The following is a 16,943-nucleotide window of genomic DNA, read 5'->3' on the forward strand; positions in this document are numbered from 1 at the left end:
TTTTCTCGGGTTAGTGGTGGTGGCCGGAGTCTTCTTCATCGCGCGCCGTGATGATCTGGTACTGCTGTGGTGTGAGTTCGGGTAGTTTCTGCAGGAAGGCCACCATGGCCCAGATGCGCTGGTCGTCGTGGGTGGGTCCCCAGGCGGGCATGCCGGAGGCCTTGATGCCGTGCTTGATGACCCAGAACTGGCGGCGAGGGTCACCGGCTTTTTCGGTGAGATTGGGCGGTGTCGGGTAGAGGCCGAGGGTAAAGTCGCTCTCGTCTTTGCCCGGCTTCAGGTGGCAGCCGGTGCACATCTCGTTGTAGTCGGGGCCGCCCGAAAGCAGCAGTTCCGGGTCGTCCAGCGCGGGCATGGCGATCTGCGACGCGGCCTTGTCGATGGATCTGTCGCGCAGGGTTTCCAGCAGCCAGTGGGTGAATTTCGTGTGCGGCACGTCGGCTCCCATCGGATAAACGCCGGAGTAGACGAACGCGATGAATCCACCGGCGGCAATCAATACGGCCAGCAACAGCGTTTTTATTGTTTGCAAAATATTCCTCCAGAAAAAAAGGGGCCGGCGGCCCCCAATCCTTATTTCTCCTGCGGCTCCTGCGCGGCGCCGTGGTCGTGGCCTTCCCCGTGGCCGGCGTGTTCACCGTGCTGCATTTGCTCGGCGCACTTCTTCATCATCGCCTGCATGACCGGATCATTGGCATCCATTTTCGAGTGGTCCATGCCTTTCATCGCCGCACAATCGGCCTTTTCTGCCTTTTCCTTGTGCATACTGGGGTCGTGGGCCTGGGCGCCGCTGGCGGCGATCAGGGTGAGGGCGATAAACAGCTTGTTAACATTTTTCATGGTGATCTCCAAGGTTTGCTTTTTTGTGGGCCAGCGGCCCGCTTGCCGAGCCGGAGCTTGGCGTTCCCAACGGCGCGGCCGGCGGCCGCTTCTTTGCACGATACTGCTAGTGCAGAATCTCGAGTCCCGACTTCCCAACTAGAACCAGGCGTGCAGGCCGATCACCCAGCTGGTGATGCTGGTGTGTTCGCCCTCGTCGCGGGCGAAATCGGCGGCGTTGCCGAATTTCCGTTCGTAGTGCACGCCGATATAGGGCGCAAACTGCGGGGTGAATTCGTAGCGCAGGCGCAGGCCCAGTTCAACGTCGGACAGTCCGGAGCCGGTACCGGCGTCGCGGTCGTTCTGGCCGAAGAAATCCGCCTCGATCTCCGGGCTCAGAATCCACTGCTGGGTAAACAGCAGTTCGTACTCTGCCTCCAGGCGCATGGCAGTGTCACCGTCTTCGCCGACAAACAGCGCCGAGTCCACTTCGAAGAAGTAGGGCGCCAGGCCATTGAAACCGATGACTCCCCAATTGCGGCTGTCGCTCTCGGTTTCAAAGTCGTGGCGTACGCCCATCTGCAGGTCCCAGTAAGGCGATATGGCCCGACTGTATAGGGCGTGCAGCTCGGCCTTTTCCGTTTCCCCTTCGTCCCTCTCCCAGTCGGCCTTGAGCCAGAATTTGTTGCGGTCGCCGCCGAACCAGAGATCGCCTTTCACCGCGCCGCCATCGTCCTCGCGCACTTCCAGCTTGTCGAAAGTGACCTTGGTCAGCAGCACCTCGTGATCCATCACGTGATCCGGGGAATCCGGCGCGTGCTCCAGGTTTTGCGTCGCACCTTGTTGGGCCGGGTAGGAAGGCGCGGGCGCGGCCGGATAGGAATCCATGGGCGCGCTCTGGTCGCCGTGACCGTGGTGGGGCATGTCCTCCTGGGCCAGCGCCGCGTTGGCGGCGAGTGCGGCACATAAAATAATTACAGGTTTCATCGTCGCACTCCTTAAACAACGCGCACTTCACGGAACATGCCGGGCATGTGATACAGCAGGTGACAGTGGTAGGCCCAGCGGCCGTAGGCGTCGGCGGTGACCAGGTAGCTGATCTGCGAGCCGGGCTGCACGATGATTGTGTGTTTGCGCGGAATATATTCGGCATCGCCGGTTTCCAGCTCGCTCCACATGCCGTGCAGGTGGATCGGGTGCGTCATCATGGTGTCGTTCACCAGCGTGATACGAATGCGCTCGCCGTATTTCAGCATCAGCGGTTCGGCGTCATTGAACTTGATGCCATCCATGGACCACATGTAGCGCTCCATATTGCCCGTCAGGTGCAGCTGCAACTCGCGGGTCGGTTCGCGCCTGTCGATGGTCGGGGTCAGGTTGCGGATGTCGCTGTAGTTCAGCACGCGGCGGCCGTAGCGCTGCATATGATCGCGCAGGCCGATGCCGGGGTCGTGCAGGCCGCTCATCGGCATTTCCGAACGCATGTCGACGCCGTAACCGTATTCGCTGGGCAGGTGCACGATCTGGCTGTTGCTGCCGTGGCCGGCGCGGCCCAGGTTGTCGGTGAACCAGACGCCCTGCATGCCGCCGAGTTCCGGGCGGCCGCCGTGCAGGCTGTAGCCCTGTGGGCCGGCCTGGTGCTGGCTGTGGTCCATGCCGCTCATATTGTGCTGGCTGTGGTCCATGCCACCCATGTCGTGCTGGCTGTGGTCCATGCCGCCCATGTCGTGCTGGCTGTGGTCCATGCCACCCATGTTGTGTTGGCTGTGATCCATGCCACCCCTGTTGCCCATGTCGTGCTGGCTGTGATCCATGCCGCCCATACCCGCCATGCCGGCGTGGGCGCCGTGGCCCATGCCCATATCGCGGTGGGTGAGTACCGGGGCGTAATCCATGGCGGGAACCGGCGCGCGCAGGCTCGGGTCTGCCGTCAGGGTGCCGCGGGCGAAGCCGCTGCGGTCGATAGTCTGCGCGAACAATGTGTAGGCGCTGTCGCCGTCGGGCTCGACAATCACGTCATAGGTTTCGGCGACGCCGATGCGGAATTCGTCCACGGTGACCGGCTCGATGTTCTGGCCATCGGTGGCCACCACGGTCATCTTCAGGCCGGGGATGCGAATGTCAAAAATCGACATGGCCGCGCCGTTGATAAAGCGCAGCCGTACTTTTTCGCCCTTGCGGAACAACGCGGTCCAGTTGGCATCCGGCGTCTGGCCGTTCATCAGGAAGGTGTAGGTGTAGCCGGTTACGTCGGAAATATCGCGATCCGACATGCGCATCATGTTCCACATCTCGCGGTCGCGCCAGGTCGCCGCCACGCCCTTTTCCTTGACCTCGCGCCACAGGTCGCCGGCGGTGCGGCGGCGGCGGTTGTAATAGTGGCCCTCTTTTTTCAGCTTGGCGTAGATGTCGTGGGGAGATTCGTCGCTCCAGTCGGACAGTAGCACGACGTAATCGCGGTCGTAGGCCACCGGGTCCGGTTCCGCCGGGTCGATCACGATACTGCCGTACAGGCCCTGCTGTTCCTGGAAGTCCGAGTGACTGTGGTACCAGTAGGTGCCGCTCTGGTTTACCGCGAACTGGTAGGTAAAGGTTTCGCCGGGCCGGATGCCGTTAAAACTGAGCCCGGGCACGCCGTCCATATTGCTCGGCAGGATGATGCCGTGCCAGTGGATCGAGGTGTCGTGGGCGAGGTGGTTGGTGACGTTCAGCGTCACCGTCTGTCCTTCCTTCCAGCGCAGTATCGGGCCGGGCACGCTGCCGTTTACCGCCACCGCAGTGCGCTCGCGGCCGGTGTAATTCACCGGCAGGTAGCCGATATTCAGGTCGAACTGGTTGCCGCGCAGCGTCTGCGGTGCCGCGCCCGCACGCGGTGCGCTGGCGGAGAGCCCCGCCGGCATACCCAACAGCGCTGCGCCAGCCGCCATACCGGTGACAAAGCGTCGCCGGGACAGTTGCGGCAGCTCAAATTGGGGGCTGTTTCTTCTTTTCATTGGTACCTCAGTGCTGTTGTTCGATGCTGTCCATGCGCGCGTAGACGCTCTCGCTGCCGTCGCTGTTCAGCTGCATCACGTTATAGGGGGTAAAGCGGCCATCCACTTCCATACCCGGGCTGCCCAGCGGCATGGCCGGCACGGCGAGGCCGCGGGCGCCCGCCGGCGGGTTCTGCAGGAACTGGCGGATGAGCTTGGCCGGAACGTGCCCCTCGAAAACATAGCCCTCGCTCGACACGCTGGTGTGGCAGGACTGGTGGCGGGGTTCTATCCGGTGACGGTTCTTGATGTTGTTAAGGTCGTCGACATCCTGTGCGGTAATCGCGAAGCCGTTATCGCGCGCGTGATTCACCCACTTCTTGCAGCAGCCGCAAGTGGCGCTCTTGAAGGTGGTCAGTTCGATAGTGGCGCTGTCGGCGGTCTGTGCCGCACTGTTTCGCGCGTTGCCGGACTCCGCGTCCGCACAGGCGGTCAGGGCCAGCAGGGCGCACGCAACCAGGGCAGAAGTCATGGACTTGATGGTCATGGCAGTTCTTTCAATTTGTATTTGCAGTTTGTTCGGGTGCAGTGAATTGCAGTCGTTGTCCGGATTGCTAACCGGTTCGCTACCGCGGAGCAAAAAACGACACCGCGGAATCAGTCCAATTGGGGAGGGGGGAGCGTTCGCTCTGGACGGATTGACCCCGTATCAGCCAACTCTCGGCGGCTTGATCGCGGATTCCGGGTTCGGAGAGGAGGTGATATCGCGATAGGTATTGATCGCGAAGGCCGGCGGCACGGCATTGCTGCCGAGCTCGGTGGTGGGCAGTACGGAGGCGCAGTGACCGGGGCAGCAGGTACAACTCTGCCCGCAGTCGTCCGCAGCGCTGGGGGCTTCGCCACAGTGGGACTGCAACTCGGCAGCCATCGCCATACCGTCGCCGCAGTGGGCGTCGTGCTCGTCACCACCGTCTTCCATCCGGTGGTCGCCAATCATTTCCGTGCTGCTGGTCAACATCTGCGCATGCATATCCGCGCACGGCTGAGCCATCACCTGTCCGAAAACGGTGATCAACATCAGCAACAGCAGTGATTTCGCGATGATCTTTTGCATATGCGGCGCTGGGTGAAATCTGGTCCCGAAGGTTAGAGGTTGCACGGCGGCTTGGCAAGCGCCGGCGCCGGGAGTTCCGGCGGCCGGCACCAGCCGCGCAATCAGCAGCCGAAGTCGTCGAATGCGATCCTGTCTTCCGCGACCCCCAGTGCCGTGAGCATGGCGATACAGGCTTTCAGCATCGGCGGCGGGCCGCAGAGATAGAACTCACAGTTGCCGATTTCCGGGTGACTGCGCAGGTACTGTTCCGCGACGATATCGCTGATGAAGCCGCTGGCTCCGGACCAGTTGTCCTCCGCGCGCGGCTCCGACAGGCCCAGGTGCCAGGCGAAATTGCCGTGCTCGGCGGCCAGCTGGTGGAACTCCTCTGCGTAGAACACTTCGCGCAGGCTGCGCGCCCCGTACCAGAAACTGATTTTGCGGCCGCTGCCCCGATTGCGCAGCTGGTCCACGATGATCGAGCGCAGTGGAGCCATGCCTGCACCGCCACCGATAATCACCATCTCGCGGCCAGTCTCCGCAGCATGGAAATTGCCGAAGGGCCCGGATACTTTCACGCGGTCACCGGGCTGCAGGTTGAACATGAAACTCGATCCCACGCCACCGGGCACCGTGTGGTCGCTCTGGGGCGGTGGCTGAATACGCACGTTCAGTACGACGCTGTTGCCGCTCGCGGACTGGTTGCCGGGCATGACTTCGCCGGGCGCGTTGGCCATGGGCTCGCCGGGCGCGTTAGCCATTGAGTAGGAGCGCCGCACGGGTTCGCGGTGTCCGGCGTTGGCCGCAAGCTGCCACTGGTGCCAGTCCGCGCGGAACTCGGTATCCACCGGCAGGTCTGCCAGCCGCAGCTGGTGTGGCGGCACTTCAATCTGCACAAAACTACCGGCGCGAAAGGCGAAGTCGGCCGTATCGGGCAGGCGCAGGTGAATTTCCTTGATGAACGGCGTCAGGAAGCGGGTTTCCACCACTTCGGCGGCGTATTGGCCGGCCTGCAGCAGGCTGTCATCCAGGGTGACGCGCGTCGCGCCGGCGGCGCGCTGCTGGCAGGCCAGGCGGTAACCAGCGTCCAGCGCACTGCGGGACAGCAGCGCCTTTTCACTGGCACTGACCGGTGCATCCGTGTCCATGCGCACCTGGCACAACCCGCAGCTGCCGCCACCGCCGCAGTTGGACGGCAGCTGTACGCCATTGGTGGCGAGACCGTCGAACAGGTTGCTGCCACTCGCCAGGGCCAGCTGGTTGATCGGATTGGCATTACTGTCAAACAGTTGTACCGCCACGCGGCTGCGGCGCAGCTTCGCCACCAGGTTGAAGTCGTGACGGGAAAAACTGCTGAACAGCAGCAGGCAGCCGGACAGGGACATCAACAGGGCGCCGAGACCGAATGCAATCACGAACGGGTTGTTGAAGTCCTGCCGCTCGGTGTAATCCATGATGTGCAGCATCCAGAAGATGTCGAACAGCCGCCAGCTGTCGTTGCGGCGTTCCAGCACCCGGCCGTCCTGCGCGGAGATATACAGGCTGGTGGCAAAGTCGTCCGCGACGTCCACGCGCCACATGGCTCCCCGGTGTCGGCGCGCTTCCATATTGGCTGATTCCATAGGCACCGGCTCGCCAATCAGGCTGTCGTCGCCGGCGTAATCCCGTGCGGCGATGGCCGCGGCGCGAGCGCTGTCGATCACCACCGGTGCGCCACTGCCGGCATCGCGCAGCTCGACGCTGTCTTGGGTCTGTACCCGATAGACCGGGTGCTCAAAGCCAGGCTGCAGGCGGATATCGATGACCGAGCCTGGCGCATACAGTCGCGCAATGGCATCGTGACCGACAGTCACTTCGGCGGCGCTGAGTTCGGCGGCAGCCGGGCTGGCGGCCAGGTGGCGGCCACTGACAATTTTGGAATCGAGCAGGTTGAAGGCCAGTCCGCTGGCCAGCCACAGTGCCAGCTGGAGTCCGATAACGAGGCTGAGCCACTTGTGGGCTACTTTGACAAAATTCATGCGGTGGCCTCCTGCTGTCGCTGTGCGCTCGCGCTCCTGCGCTTGCCGAAGCTGTAAAACAGCAGCACCAGTCCTGCCAGTACGCTCACCAGGCTGAACAGGGTGGCGATCAAAAGCAGCGGGTTGTGGATATTCTCGCGCGCTTCGTAATCCATGATGTGCAGCATCCAGAAGAAGTCGAAGGCGCGCCAGTAGTCGTGGCGGCGAGTGGCCAGGGTGCCGGTATTGGGATCGATATAGAAACTGGTGCCGTAGCGATCATCGAAGTTCACCCGCCACAGGGGCAGCGGGCGGGACTGCAGTTCGGTTGGTGGGTTTTCGCTGATCAGTTCCGCGGTGGCCGCCGGCAGGTCGCCGCTGTAGTAGTACTCCGCCAGTGCTATCGCCGTCTGTCGATCGAGCGGGGAAACCTCGATACCGCTGTGGGCGTCGAGCAGGTGGGCGCCGTCGCTGTTGCGCACCACATAGAATAATTTTTCGCGAATAGATTTCAGTTGCACCGAATCTACACCGCTGCGATCACGCAGCAGCTCGCTTGTAGGAAATAATTCTGCTGTTGCGGCGGGCAGTGGTTCATTCAGGTTTTTCACCAGATGGTCGCCATGGATGAAGTCCAGGTCCATCACCACCATGTAGGCGCCGCTCAGGGTCCACAACAGTGCCTGGACACCGACAAACAGGAAGATCCATTTGTGGATCTTTCTGGTCATAGAAGCTGTTTGCATTGTGTTTTTTCTCTTGGTTACCGCTGCTGAGAAAATAAACAGCAGGCGGGAGTCTAACCCCCGCCGCCGTGAATGTCTCCGCTAGCTCAGTCGAAGCGGTAGGTCATGCGCACGTAGCTGCGCATGCCGGCCAGATCGTAGGTCATGGTATCCGTATTGCCATCGGTCCAGCTGGCGACACGGGGTGCCTCCTGATCGAACAGGTTGTCCACGCCAACGCTCATCCGCAGTGCGTCGCTCATTGCATAGGAGAACTGCACATTGTGATAGAAGACGTTGGGCATGCTGGAACCGATGCCGCTGTCCGCGTTGAAGTCATCACCTTCGCCGATCATGCGAATCGAGTAGGTGCCGCTCCACTGGTTGCCGCGCGTGGTCAGAGACGCGTTGGCGCGCCAGTGCGGGTAGCCACCATTGCCACTGCCGATGAAACCGTCGAGTACAAACGGCTCGTCGCCTTCGAAGGCGGTGGTCTCATATTTCTTCAGGTATGAGGCCTTGAAGTCGAAAGTGTGCGACAGGCCGGCCAGCTCGAAGTCATACAGTGCACCGAAATCGATACCCTGCATCACTTCGTTACCGGTGTTGAACTTCTGCGTAGACAGGTAGTTCACGTCGCCGTTGACCGGGTTGCGGGTGTGCTGGTCCGGTGCGCAGAAAGCGTGTCCCAGATTGGCGGACTCGTAACACATGGCCAGCTTGGTGGAACCGGACACTTCGCGGATGGCGTCGTCGATCTCGATATCGAAATAATCGAGTGTCAGCGACAGGCCGTCCAGCGGTTGCAGCACCAGGCCGAGGGTGAAGCTTTCGGCACTCTCCGGCGTCAGGTTCGGGTTGCCGCCGCGGTCGGTCAGGATGGTAGTGCCGAGCTGGGTGTAATTCAGCGGTACGCCCGCGGCCTGGCAGTTCTGGTACACGGTGCTGGACGGATCCAATGATGCATAGTTGGAGCACGGGTCGGTGGTGGTCAGGTTGCCCTCGGACACGCCGCCGAACAGTTCCGGCACATTCGGCACGCGGAAGGCGGTGGTCATGGTGCCGCGCACTTTCAGCATGTCGTTGACCTGCCAGTTGAGGCCGGCCTTGTAGGTATCATTGCCGTCGAACAGGTCGTAGTCGGAGTAGCGCAGGGCCAGGTCGAGTTCCAGCGACTGCACCAGCGGCAGATCGGCCAGTACCGGTATCAGCAGCTCGCCGTAAATCTCGCGTGCCTCGGTGGAGCCGGAAATGGGGTCTTCCTGGTTGCCGAGTGCATAGCCTGCCTGTACCAGCGAGTCTGGCTTGCGCCAGCCGCTGTCTTCGCGCCACTCCACACCCGCGGCCACACCCACGGTACCGGCCGGCAGTTCGAACAGGGAACCGTTGATATTCGCGCTCACGCTTTTCTGCTCGTTGCCACCGGTGCCTTCCTGGTTGAAGACGATGTAGTCGAGTACTTCCGGGGTGACGTCGCCGTAACCCAGGTAGTCGGCACAGGGAATACCGTTGCTGCCGCACAGGTTGGTGTCGATGGTTTCGCCCACGCGCTGCATATTGATGTTGTTGGCGATGGCGTCGGTGGCGGTGTTGCGGCCCCAGTTAAACGCGACGTCGTAACCCCAGTTGTCGTTGATGTCACCCTCGATGCCGGTGACGATGCGCCAGGTGTCCACTTCCTGGTAGAAGTCCCGCGCACCGTTTTCCAGCAGGCGGCGGCGCTCCAGCACGAAATCGCTGCCGGTGGGATTGGATGGGTGATCGGCGCTGTAAGAGAGGTCCGCCAGGCTCGCCGGGGAGGCGGGCTGCATCGACTGGCGGTTGGTGAACATCAGTTCCGTAAACAGCGTGGCCGACTCGGAAATCTCGTAGTTGCCGAGGGTGGTAAAGCTGAAGCGCTCGATCGGCTGCACGGCATTGAAATACGGGTTGTAGTTGAACCCGTGCTTCAGCCCGTCGTAGGGCTCGTAGAAATCGCCGTTGCCGCCTGGATCCTGATTGAAGTTGACGCGGGTGGGTTCGGTCAGCACTGTGCCGTCTGCCAGGACGGCGCCGGCAGGCAGGGTGGTGCGGCCACCGATGGTGGACGAGCTGCCGCTGCACTGGCTGTCATCGTCCAGCGGGCAGGGCACGCGGTCGGCCAGCGGTGAGGGCTCGTTGTTCTGGTAGCTCATATTGACCATCAGGTTGCCGCGATCGCCGGATACGCCCCAGGTCAGATCGAGTACCGTCTCCTCGCCGTCGCCGAGCGCGGTCTGGCCATATTTGCCCTCGATTTCGAGGCCATCGAATTCCTTCTTGGTGATCAGGTTAACCACGCCGGCCACGGCATCGGCCCCGTAAGTGGCGGAGGCGCCGTCTTTCAGTACTTCGACACTTGAAACCAGTGACATCGGGATCATGGACAGGTCGACACTGCTATTGGCGCCGGTGCCGCCGTTGACCACCCGGCGGCCGTTGACCATCACCAGGGTGCGATTGATGCCGAGGCCGCGCAGGTTGATCTGCGGGGTGCCCCAGCCGTTTGAAGTCCAGTAGGCGTTGGTCTGGTTGCCGCCGAAGCCGGCCGCCGCGGGCAGGGACTGCAGCAGGTTTTCCAGCGAGCTGATACCGGTGGCTTCAATGGAGGCTTCATCGAGTACGGTAACCGGGCCGACGCCCTCGATATCGGCCCGCTTGATGCGGGTACCGGTGACATTGACTTCTTCGATCTGCGACTTGGCGCCGGCATCTTCTGCCTGGGCGAAAGTCAGCTGGCCGTAGCCGCTGGCGGCCGCCGCCAGCGCGATAAAGAGTGGTGTTCTGGCGATCTTGTTGCTCGGACGAGTCATCTCGAGTTCCTTTATTTTCTAATTCTTCGAGTCCCGCGCGATGGTCGTGCAGGGACGACAGCACAGGCGTATGCGATGTACACCGTGCAAAATTGGACTTGAGTGGTCAGCGGAGGGACTGAGTGCGATACCCCGGGCCTATCCAGAAAGGTCTATCTGCTTTTGAGGTGGCAGATTGCGCTTTCAGTAGGCGCACCTATCCCTTATCAGGCGACAATGGGAGGGCGCAGGGCCGCTTCGGGAAGAGGAGAGGAATGGAGTTCTGTGTAGATGGCTTTTGCCGTTACGGGCAGGCTCGCTGCACCATGGATTTCACTGCCGGGCATGGCGCTGGCGCAGTGACCGGGGCAGCAGCTGCAGGCCTGTTCACAGGCTTCGAGCGTTTCGCCCGCATCGCCGGAATTGCAGTGATGGGCGGTCACACCGGCAATGCAGTGATCGCTGGTGGCCAAATCGGTATTTTGGTGGTGGCTATCATCACCTTTACGAGTAGACGCGCAGGGTGCTGCAAAAGCCTGACCGTTAAGGGTCAGTAGCAAAATTAGCAACAGTAAGCGGGATAGCGCGTTGTTCATGAAGGAATGCGGAAATGGCCCCGATGTTTTTATTGTCTGATTTCTGTCTGAGATTACGTGCGAATGCTCGTGAGCACAAGCCCCGATGCTGACGTTGGTCTGTTCGACAGTCACCGTGCAAACTGCCGGCGAGGGAATTTTTCGGGGTAAAAAGAATGATGAATTGCGCGCAATTGCCCATACTGCGGATCGGTATCCGCAGAGACTATAGTTTGCCGATATGGCCCAGCGGGGGCATTTGAACAGAAACTTACGGTTTCGCCCTGTCTGTCCCACCTCGAACCGTAAAATCCTGCGCAAAATCACCCCGCCTAAAATGTAGCCTGCGATGCCTGCCAGGCTACCCCTCATCCCCTTCCCCCTCTACAAAATAGGTCCCATTCGGGAGGACGTGCTTGTAGGGCAGCAAGGAGATATGGGATAGGGTCTCGTCGTCGACGGTCTCACCTTGTTTCCGGAGTTCCTCCACGATGTTGCTGATTCTCGAGGTATTCCAGTACAGGATGGCGTTGGATACGAGGCTGAGGGCGGTAGCCTTGTTCATAATCTCTTCATAGTCGCCGGTGGTGAACTCCCCCTGGTTGGCGAAGAAGATCCACCGTGGCAGGTTATGCCGGTACTCCCCCTTGTTGAGCTGTAACTGCACGGTTCGGCGCAGCTTCTTGTCGGTAAGATAGCGCAGGATGTATTGAGTCTTGATGATCCGCCCCAGGTTGGTGAAGGCCTTGGACAGCCGGTCGGAGGGAAAGCTGTTGGTGAGCCGCTGCACGATGACGTGGGCCGGTGCCGTGCGTTCCTTGAGGGACTGCGCCACATGGATCATCGCGTCCCATTGCTCCTCAACGATGTCCAGGTCCGCCGTCTTGTTCAGCAGTGGCGTAAACACTCCGTAGTTCACATTGCGGTCAACCCGGTAAAGCTGCTGGTCCTTCAGGTCGCGGATGCGGGGCATGAAGTAGTAGCCCAGCAGGTAGCACAGGGCGAAGATGATTTCGGTATAGCCGTGTGTGTCGGTGGTGTGTTCCCGAATCTTCAGGATGGTGTCGTTTTCCAGCAGGCCGTCGAGTACGTACAGGGCTTCCCGCGGGTTGCAGGAAATGGCCTTGGTGCTGTACACCGAGTACTGATCGGACACATGGGTGTAGATGCCGATCGCTTTTTCATAATAGCCGTAGTAACGGGGATAGTAGGCCGCCAACAGGCTGTCGGCCCGGATCTTGAAGCGCTGAGCGTCGGAGGAGGATAAGCCCCCGGAACCGTGCACTGCGCTGAAGGACAGTTGATGATGCTGGTTGACGATCTCGGCACTGGCGGTCTTGAGGGTTTCTTCCCGCACGTAAAACTGCAGCACATGGCGCAGCATATCGACGCTGACGCCCTTGACGCTGGCACTCATGGCTACGACGCCCAGATTGGTGGCCTGGGAGATCAGCGCGGAAATCAGGGTCTTGTAGAAGTTCTTTGGCCGGGAGTGGTGTTGTTGGACTGGAATGAAGTGACGGCTGAAATTGGTGTCCTTATCCACCTCCATCAGGAGTTGCTCGATGCGGATGGAGGGCATACTCGCATCGATAACTTTCTGTAGATTGGTCACGGCTTCCGGAATCTCGGCCTTGTCGTCCCGCTTCAGTTTCAGCTTGCCATCCTTGATCGTAGCGAAGCTGTCTCCCTCAAACCGTTTCTCGGCCTCTCCCGCGCTCTGGTGGAATTGCAGTACCAAGGTGGCTTTCACCTGATGCTGGAACGGCTGTTGGAGGTCCTCGTAGGCGGACTCGCGGGTATTCTGCCAATGCTGCTGATTCAGCATCATGTCCCAGAAGGAGACGTGCTGCCTGCTCTGGGGCACGAAAAGATCGCCGGAACGCAAGGCCACTTTCATGGCAATGGCCAGCCCGAGCTCCCAGGCATTGCGCTGTACCTTGCCGTTCTTGTCTTTCAGACAGCGCCGCAGTTCCTTGGGGATGAAGTGGGTCGGGACATTGCCGGGCAGCTTCTTCCGTTTGCCGGCGTCGAGCTCCCGGATCAGCTGAATGGATCTCAGCAGTGGCTCGGTGCCGGGCTTGACGTTGAATGGCAGCTGCACGAACTCGGCAAAGTATTTGCGGAGGCTGGGGTAGCGCGCCAAAAGGATATCCCCATAGCCGCGCTCCTCCAGCCGCTTGAAGATATGGAGGTCATTGACGGATTCCTTCAACAGCTTCTCATCGACGCGGTGCCACAGATCCCCCTTGCTCAAGGGGCGGTCATCCGGCCAGTCGATAATCAGGTGGGTGGCGTCCAGTACGGTGTCGATGGCCCTCTTTTGCCGCTTGCGCAATTCGCGATGCCGTCGCTCATAGATGCGCTTCCCCTTGCGCAGCAAGTCCATGATGAACTGGTCGTGCATGGTTACCAGGTGATCGAGCAAGACCTTGCGCGCTTCCAGCAGAAAACACAGCATCAGGGAATAGCGCTTGTGATCCCTGAAGCGTTTGATGTCCTTGGCGCTGTAGCGGAGGGTCAACTTGTAGAGATAGTCCATGAAAGACGGGTCCGCGACCTGGGCTTCAATCGCATCGATCCCGGTCCCGTCCAGGGCGCGGTATCTCTCCAGGTAACTCCGAATGGAGGTGATGGTGGCCGACGGTGGGTATTCTTTCAGCAGGAAGAACAGAGAGTGCTGGCCCCCCGGACTGACGATCAGCAGATCGTCTATCGCACTTTTGAGTTCAGGGGAAAGCTGTTGGTGCAGAGACTCGAACAGCCGTTCATGTACGTCGGCGCAGACGCTGATGATCAGGCGCTCCAGCACGCTGGGCCCGGGCAGGATCACCTTCTCGGAAAGCAATACCTGTTCGGCCCGCAGGAACAGCTCATCAGGCAAAAAGCCCTTTTCAGCCTGCCGTGCCAGCCAGGCCTGAAGCCGGGACTGGGCCGTGTCGTCGTACTTGGAGAAGCCCAGGTAGGCCAGGATTTTTCTGCGCTGTTCGGAAAGCGTGGCATCCCGGCTCGGGATTTTGGTCGTCAGGGAAGGTGCCAACTCGAGCTGGCTGCTCAGGTAGTTGACGATGCGCGGAGACAGATCGTTGACTTGGACGAGGAAGCGGCCGTAGAGGCGAACCGCGCAGATCTGGATAGCGATGAATAGCCGGGAACCGGTGCGGTAGCGGCCGATCTCCCGTCTGTCCGCCTCCGACAGGGTCCAGTCCCGGGCCATTTCCTCATCGGAGAAGTCCTGAGGCAGCGTTACGGGCTGGTAGCGCTGGCGTGGTGTCAGGAAGTTTTCACTAGCGGTCACAGTGAAGCCCTGCGATTATCGTTATGATTTGAAAGCGAGACTCCACACACTGTCAAAGCGCTTCTGCAACAGTGGTTCCGGCACATGGGGCGCGAACGGCGCAAACCGCTTCGTAAACTTTCCCTTTGTCCTTGCGCTAGATTGTCTTTAGCAGCAAGACGGCATCCCGAATGCCCTTAAACATATCCAAAGATGAATGCAATATACAGTTTAATAGCGAGGTGCTTAAGGGATTCGATAAATTGCGGGAATTCTGGAGGTTTTCATTATTTCAGGAGACTTTCAGGGGCCGATGCCGACACAAATTGCTCGGAATGGCCCCGGAAAGGTCGATGCGTGGATCAACCGGCACAGCAGGAAAGACGCTTCACATCCCCGGCGAAGGTCTGCGCACAGAGCTTGAGCCCCTCCACCATAGTCAGGTAGGGGAATAGCTGGTCCGCCAGTTGTTCCACCGTCATGCGGTTGCGCAGGGCCAGGGCCGCAGCCTGGATCACCTCGCCGCCCTCGTGGGCCAGCACCTGGACGCCGAGCAGCCGGTGGCTGCCGGCCTCGGCCACCAGCTTGATGAAGCCGCGGGTGTCGAAGTTGGCCAGCGCACGCGGCACGTTTTCCAGTTCCAGCACGCGGCAATCGGTCTCTATACCGCGCACATGTGCCTCCTGCTCGGACAGGCCCACGGTGGCCACCTGCGGGTCGGTGAAGATGACCGCGGGCATGGCGGAAGTGTCCAATCGGGCCTCCCCACCGGTCATGTTGATGGCCGCGCGGGTGCCCGCCGCCGCGGCCACGTACACGAACTGGGGCATGTCACTGCAGTCGCCGGCGGCATAGATATGCGGCACGGAAGTGCGCAGGGACTCATCCACGCGAACGGCGCCGCCGGGTCCGGTCTCCACGCCGATGGCTTCCAAACCCAGGCCGCCGGTATTCGGGTTGCGGCCGGTGGCCACCAGCAGCCGGTCGCCGCGGATCTGCCCGCTGTTGGTGTCGAGAATAAATTCCCCGTCCCGGTAGTCGGCGCGGCTGGCCTGGGTCTGCCCCAGCACGCGGATGCCCTCGTCTTCGAAAGCACGGGTCAGGCCTTCGCCCAGCAGCGGCTCCTCGCGGAACAGCAGGCTGCTGCGCGCCAGCACGGTAACCCGGGACCCCAGGCGGCGGTAGGCCTGGGCCAGCTCCACGGCCACCACCGAGGAGCCGATCACCACCAGGTGCTCGGGCGCCTGGTCGGCGAAGACGGCGTCGTCGGAAGTCCAGTAGGGCGTATCCGCCAGGCCCGGGATGGGCGGCAGCGCCGGGCTGGCGCCGGTAGCGATCAGGAACTGGTCCGCGCTGAGGCGCTCCTCGCTGCCGTCCGCGCGCGCAATCGACAGGGTGTGGGCGTCGGCGAAGCGGGCGCGGCCGCGTAGCAGCTGGATGTCCGGGGTGGTGTCGAGTATGTGCTGGTACTTGGCCGCGCGCAGCTCCTCCACTCGCGCCTGTTGCTGGCGAATCAGCTGCGGGCGGTCGACGGCGGGCTCGGCGTCGGCGATGCCGGCAAAGGGATTGCGGCGCTGTTGCTCGGCCAGCTGTGCGGCGCGGATCAGTATCTTCGAGGGCACGCAGCCCACATTGACGCAGGTGCCGCCGATCACTTCGCCGGCTTCCACCAGGGTGACCCGGGCGCCGCGGTCGACCGCCTGGATGGCGCAGGCGAAGGCGGCGGAGCCGCTGCCGATAATGACGATGGATACAGGTTTCACATATTCCTCTCTTCAGGTCTTACAGTGCCGCCGCGGCGGGTACTTGAGATCGAAAATTGCCACAGCCACCATCAGCGCGAGGGCGCCGTAAGTCACAGTGCTGCTCCAGGCGTACTGGAACCAGGGATAGAGGGACAGAAGCAGCAGCGCTGGCCCCAGCATGCCCAGGGCGGCGCGGCGCCAGCGCCGGTGCCAGAACCAGCCAAGGGCGTTGGCGACGAGCGCCAGGCCGGCGAAGAGCGGCAGCAGGGTGTTGAGCAGCAATGGCTCCCAGCGGCTGAGAAAGCCCAGGCCCACCGCCGCCCCCAGGCTGGCAATGGCTGGGAAGCAGATGGCGCAGCCGGCCGCGGACACCAGCGCGCCCAGGGCACCGAGCTTGTCGCCGATACGGGCCAGCAAGCCGGTGAGATTTACCATAGGAGCATCTCCGATTCACTACTGTAATGAGTACTCATATCTACCTCCTGTTCGTCCCATATGACCGTGAAACTATTGCACGCCCTCGATCCACGCCTGAGCTGCCAACCTCAGCCGTCAGGGTGCTCCCTGCAACTGATTAGTTGATATGTCAACGGGCTGAGTCGGGGCTTTCGCCCCCATCGTCTGGGCTCTGGACAAAGACTTTTTCAGGCTTGCTGTGGGGATGTTTCCGCAACCATTTGCGATAACAATCAGAATCGCAAAAGTAGATCACGTAGTCAGCATTCTCCGGACTGTAGGGAATCTCTCGGCAGCATTGTTCGCAACTGAGCTTGGGATTGCTTTCGGATTTCTCAACCATGGCAGTCAACCTGTGTAACAGGAGAGTTGCTTGATTTCCTTGCCGACGACTTGCGCTCTAAGCTTCAGACCCTCGACGCATGCCGAAGGCAGCGGCCTTTCTTCCAGGCAGAGAAGTCCGAACCAACAACC

14 protein-coding genes are annotated in these 16,943 nt (G+C 61.2%); all 14 read right to left on the reverse strand.

The genetic code is table 11. The features are described from left to right. Positions 1 to 10: 10 nt before the first annotated feature. The 14 genes from ACXAF3_RS02095 to ACXAF3_RS02160 all read right to left on the reverse strand — a co-directional run bounded on the left by ACXAF3_RS02095 (position 11) and on the right by ACXAF3_RS02160 (position 16,812). Positions 11 to 532, reverse strand: coding sequence for a c-type cytochrome (locus ACXAF3_RS02095; protein ID WP_475110635.1), 522 nt, complete (start codon positions 530 to 532; stop codon positions 11 to 13). A gap of 41 nt (positions 533 to 573) precedes the next feature. Next, positions 574 to 840 carry a hypothetical protein gene (locus ACXAF3_RS02100; RefSeq protein ID WP_475110636.1) on the reverse strand — a complete coding sequence of 89 codons (267 nt, stop codon included), beginning with the start codon at positions 838 to 840 and terminating at the stop codon, positions 574 to 576. 138 nt (positions 841 to 978) lie between these two features. Further along, on the reverse strand, positions 979 to 1,806 hold the full coding sequence (locus ACXAF3_RS02105; RefSeq protein WP_475110637.1) for a copper resistance protein B: 828 nt from the start codon (positions 1,804 to 1,806) through the stop codon (positions 979 to 981). A gap of 11 nt (positions 1,807 to 1,817) precedes the next feature. After that, positions 1,818 to 3,812, reverse strand: a complete 1,995-nt coding sequence (locus ACXAF3_RS02110; RefSeq protein WP_475110638.1) for a copper resistance system multicopper oxidase — start codon at positions 3,810 to 3,812, stop codon at positions 1,818 to 1,820. Positions 3,813 to 3,819: 7 nt separating this feature from the next. Next, positions 3,820 to 4,338 carry a DUF411 domain-containing protein gene (locus tag ACXAF3_RS02115; RefSeq protein WP_475110639.1) on the reverse strand — a complete coding sequence of 173 codons (519 nt, stop codon included), beginning with the start codon at positions 4,336 to 4,338 and terminating at the stop codon, positions 3,820 to 3,822. A 162-nt stretch (positions 4,339 to 4,500) separates the two neighbouring features. After that, positions 4,501 to 4,905: a hypothetical protein gene (locus ACXAF3_RS02120; protein ID WP_475110640.1), complete on the reverse strand. Its 405-nt coding sequence runs from the start codon at positions 4,903 to 4,905 to the stop codon at positions 4,501 to 4,503. Between the two features lie 101 nt (positions 4,906 to 5,006). Continuing rightward, positions 5,007 to 6,902, reverse strand: a complete 1,896-nt coding sequence (gene nqrF / locus ACXAF3_RS02125) for an NADH:ubiquinone reductase (Na(+)-transporting) subunit F (protein WP_475110641.1) — start codon at positions 6,900 to 6,902, stop codon at positions 5,007 to 5,009. Further along, positions 6,899 to 7,612, reverse strand: a complete 714-nt coding sequence (locus ACXAF3_RS02130; protein WP_475110642.1) for a PepSY domain-containing protein — start codon at positions 7,610 to 7,612, stop codon at positions 6,899 to 6,901. The genes nqrF and ACXAF3_RS02130 overlap by 4 nt, the downstream gene beginning before the upstream one ends. Before the next feature lie 101 nt (positions 7,613 to 7,713). Continuing rightward, positions 7,714 to 10,437 (reverse strand): TonB-dependent receptor domain-containing protein, encoded by a 2,724-nt coding sequence (locus tag ACXAF3_RS02135; protein ID WP_475110643.1) that lies wholly within the window; start codon positions 10,435 to 10,437, stop codon positions 7,714 to 7,716. A 206-nt stretch (positions 10,438 to 10,643) separates the two neighbouring features. Next, on the reverse strand, positions 10,644 to 11,012 hold the full coding sequence (locus ACXAF3_RS02140) for a hypothetical protein (RefSeq protein ID WP_475110644.1): 369 nt from the start codon (positions 11,010 to 11,012) through the stop codon (positions 10,644 to 10,646). 340 nt (positions 11,013 to 11,352) lie between these two features. Next, the gene (locus tag ACXAF3_RS02145; RefSeq protein WP_475110645.1) at positions 11,353 to 14,289 is read right to left on the reverse strand and encodes a Tn3 family transposase; all 2,937 of its coding nucleotides are present in this window, start codon (positions 14,287 to 14,289) and stop codon (positions 11,353 to 11,355) included. A gap of 341 nt (positions 14,290 to 14,630) precedes the next feature. Continuing rightward, positions 14,631 to 16,031, reverse strand: a complete 1,401-nt coding sequence (gene merA, locus ACXAF3_RS02150; protein WP_475110646.1) for a mercury(II) reductase — start codon at positions 16,029 to 16,031, stop codon at positions 14,631 to 14,633. A 12-nt stretch (positions 16,032 to 16,043) separates the two neighbouring features. Continuing rightward, positions 16,044 to 16,448 carry an organomercurial transporter MerC gene (gene merC / locus ACXAF3_RS02155; RefSeq protein WP_475110647.1) on the reverse strand — a complete coding sequence of 135 codons (405 nt, stop codon included), beginning with the start codon at positions 16,446 to 16,448 and terminating at the stop codon, positions 16,044 to 16,046. 151 nt (positions 16,449 to 16,599) lie between these two features. Beyond that, positions 16,600 to 16,812, reverse strand: a complete 213-nt coding sequence (locus tag ACXAF3_RS02160) for a DUF3330 domain-containing protein (RefSeq protein WP_475110648.1) — start codon at positions 16,810 to 16,812, stop codon at positions 16,600 to 16,602. Positions 16,813 to 16,943: the final 131 nt, after the last annotated feature.

The sequence above is a fragment of the Microbulbifer sp. ABF4_143 genome (assembly GCF_056160225.1).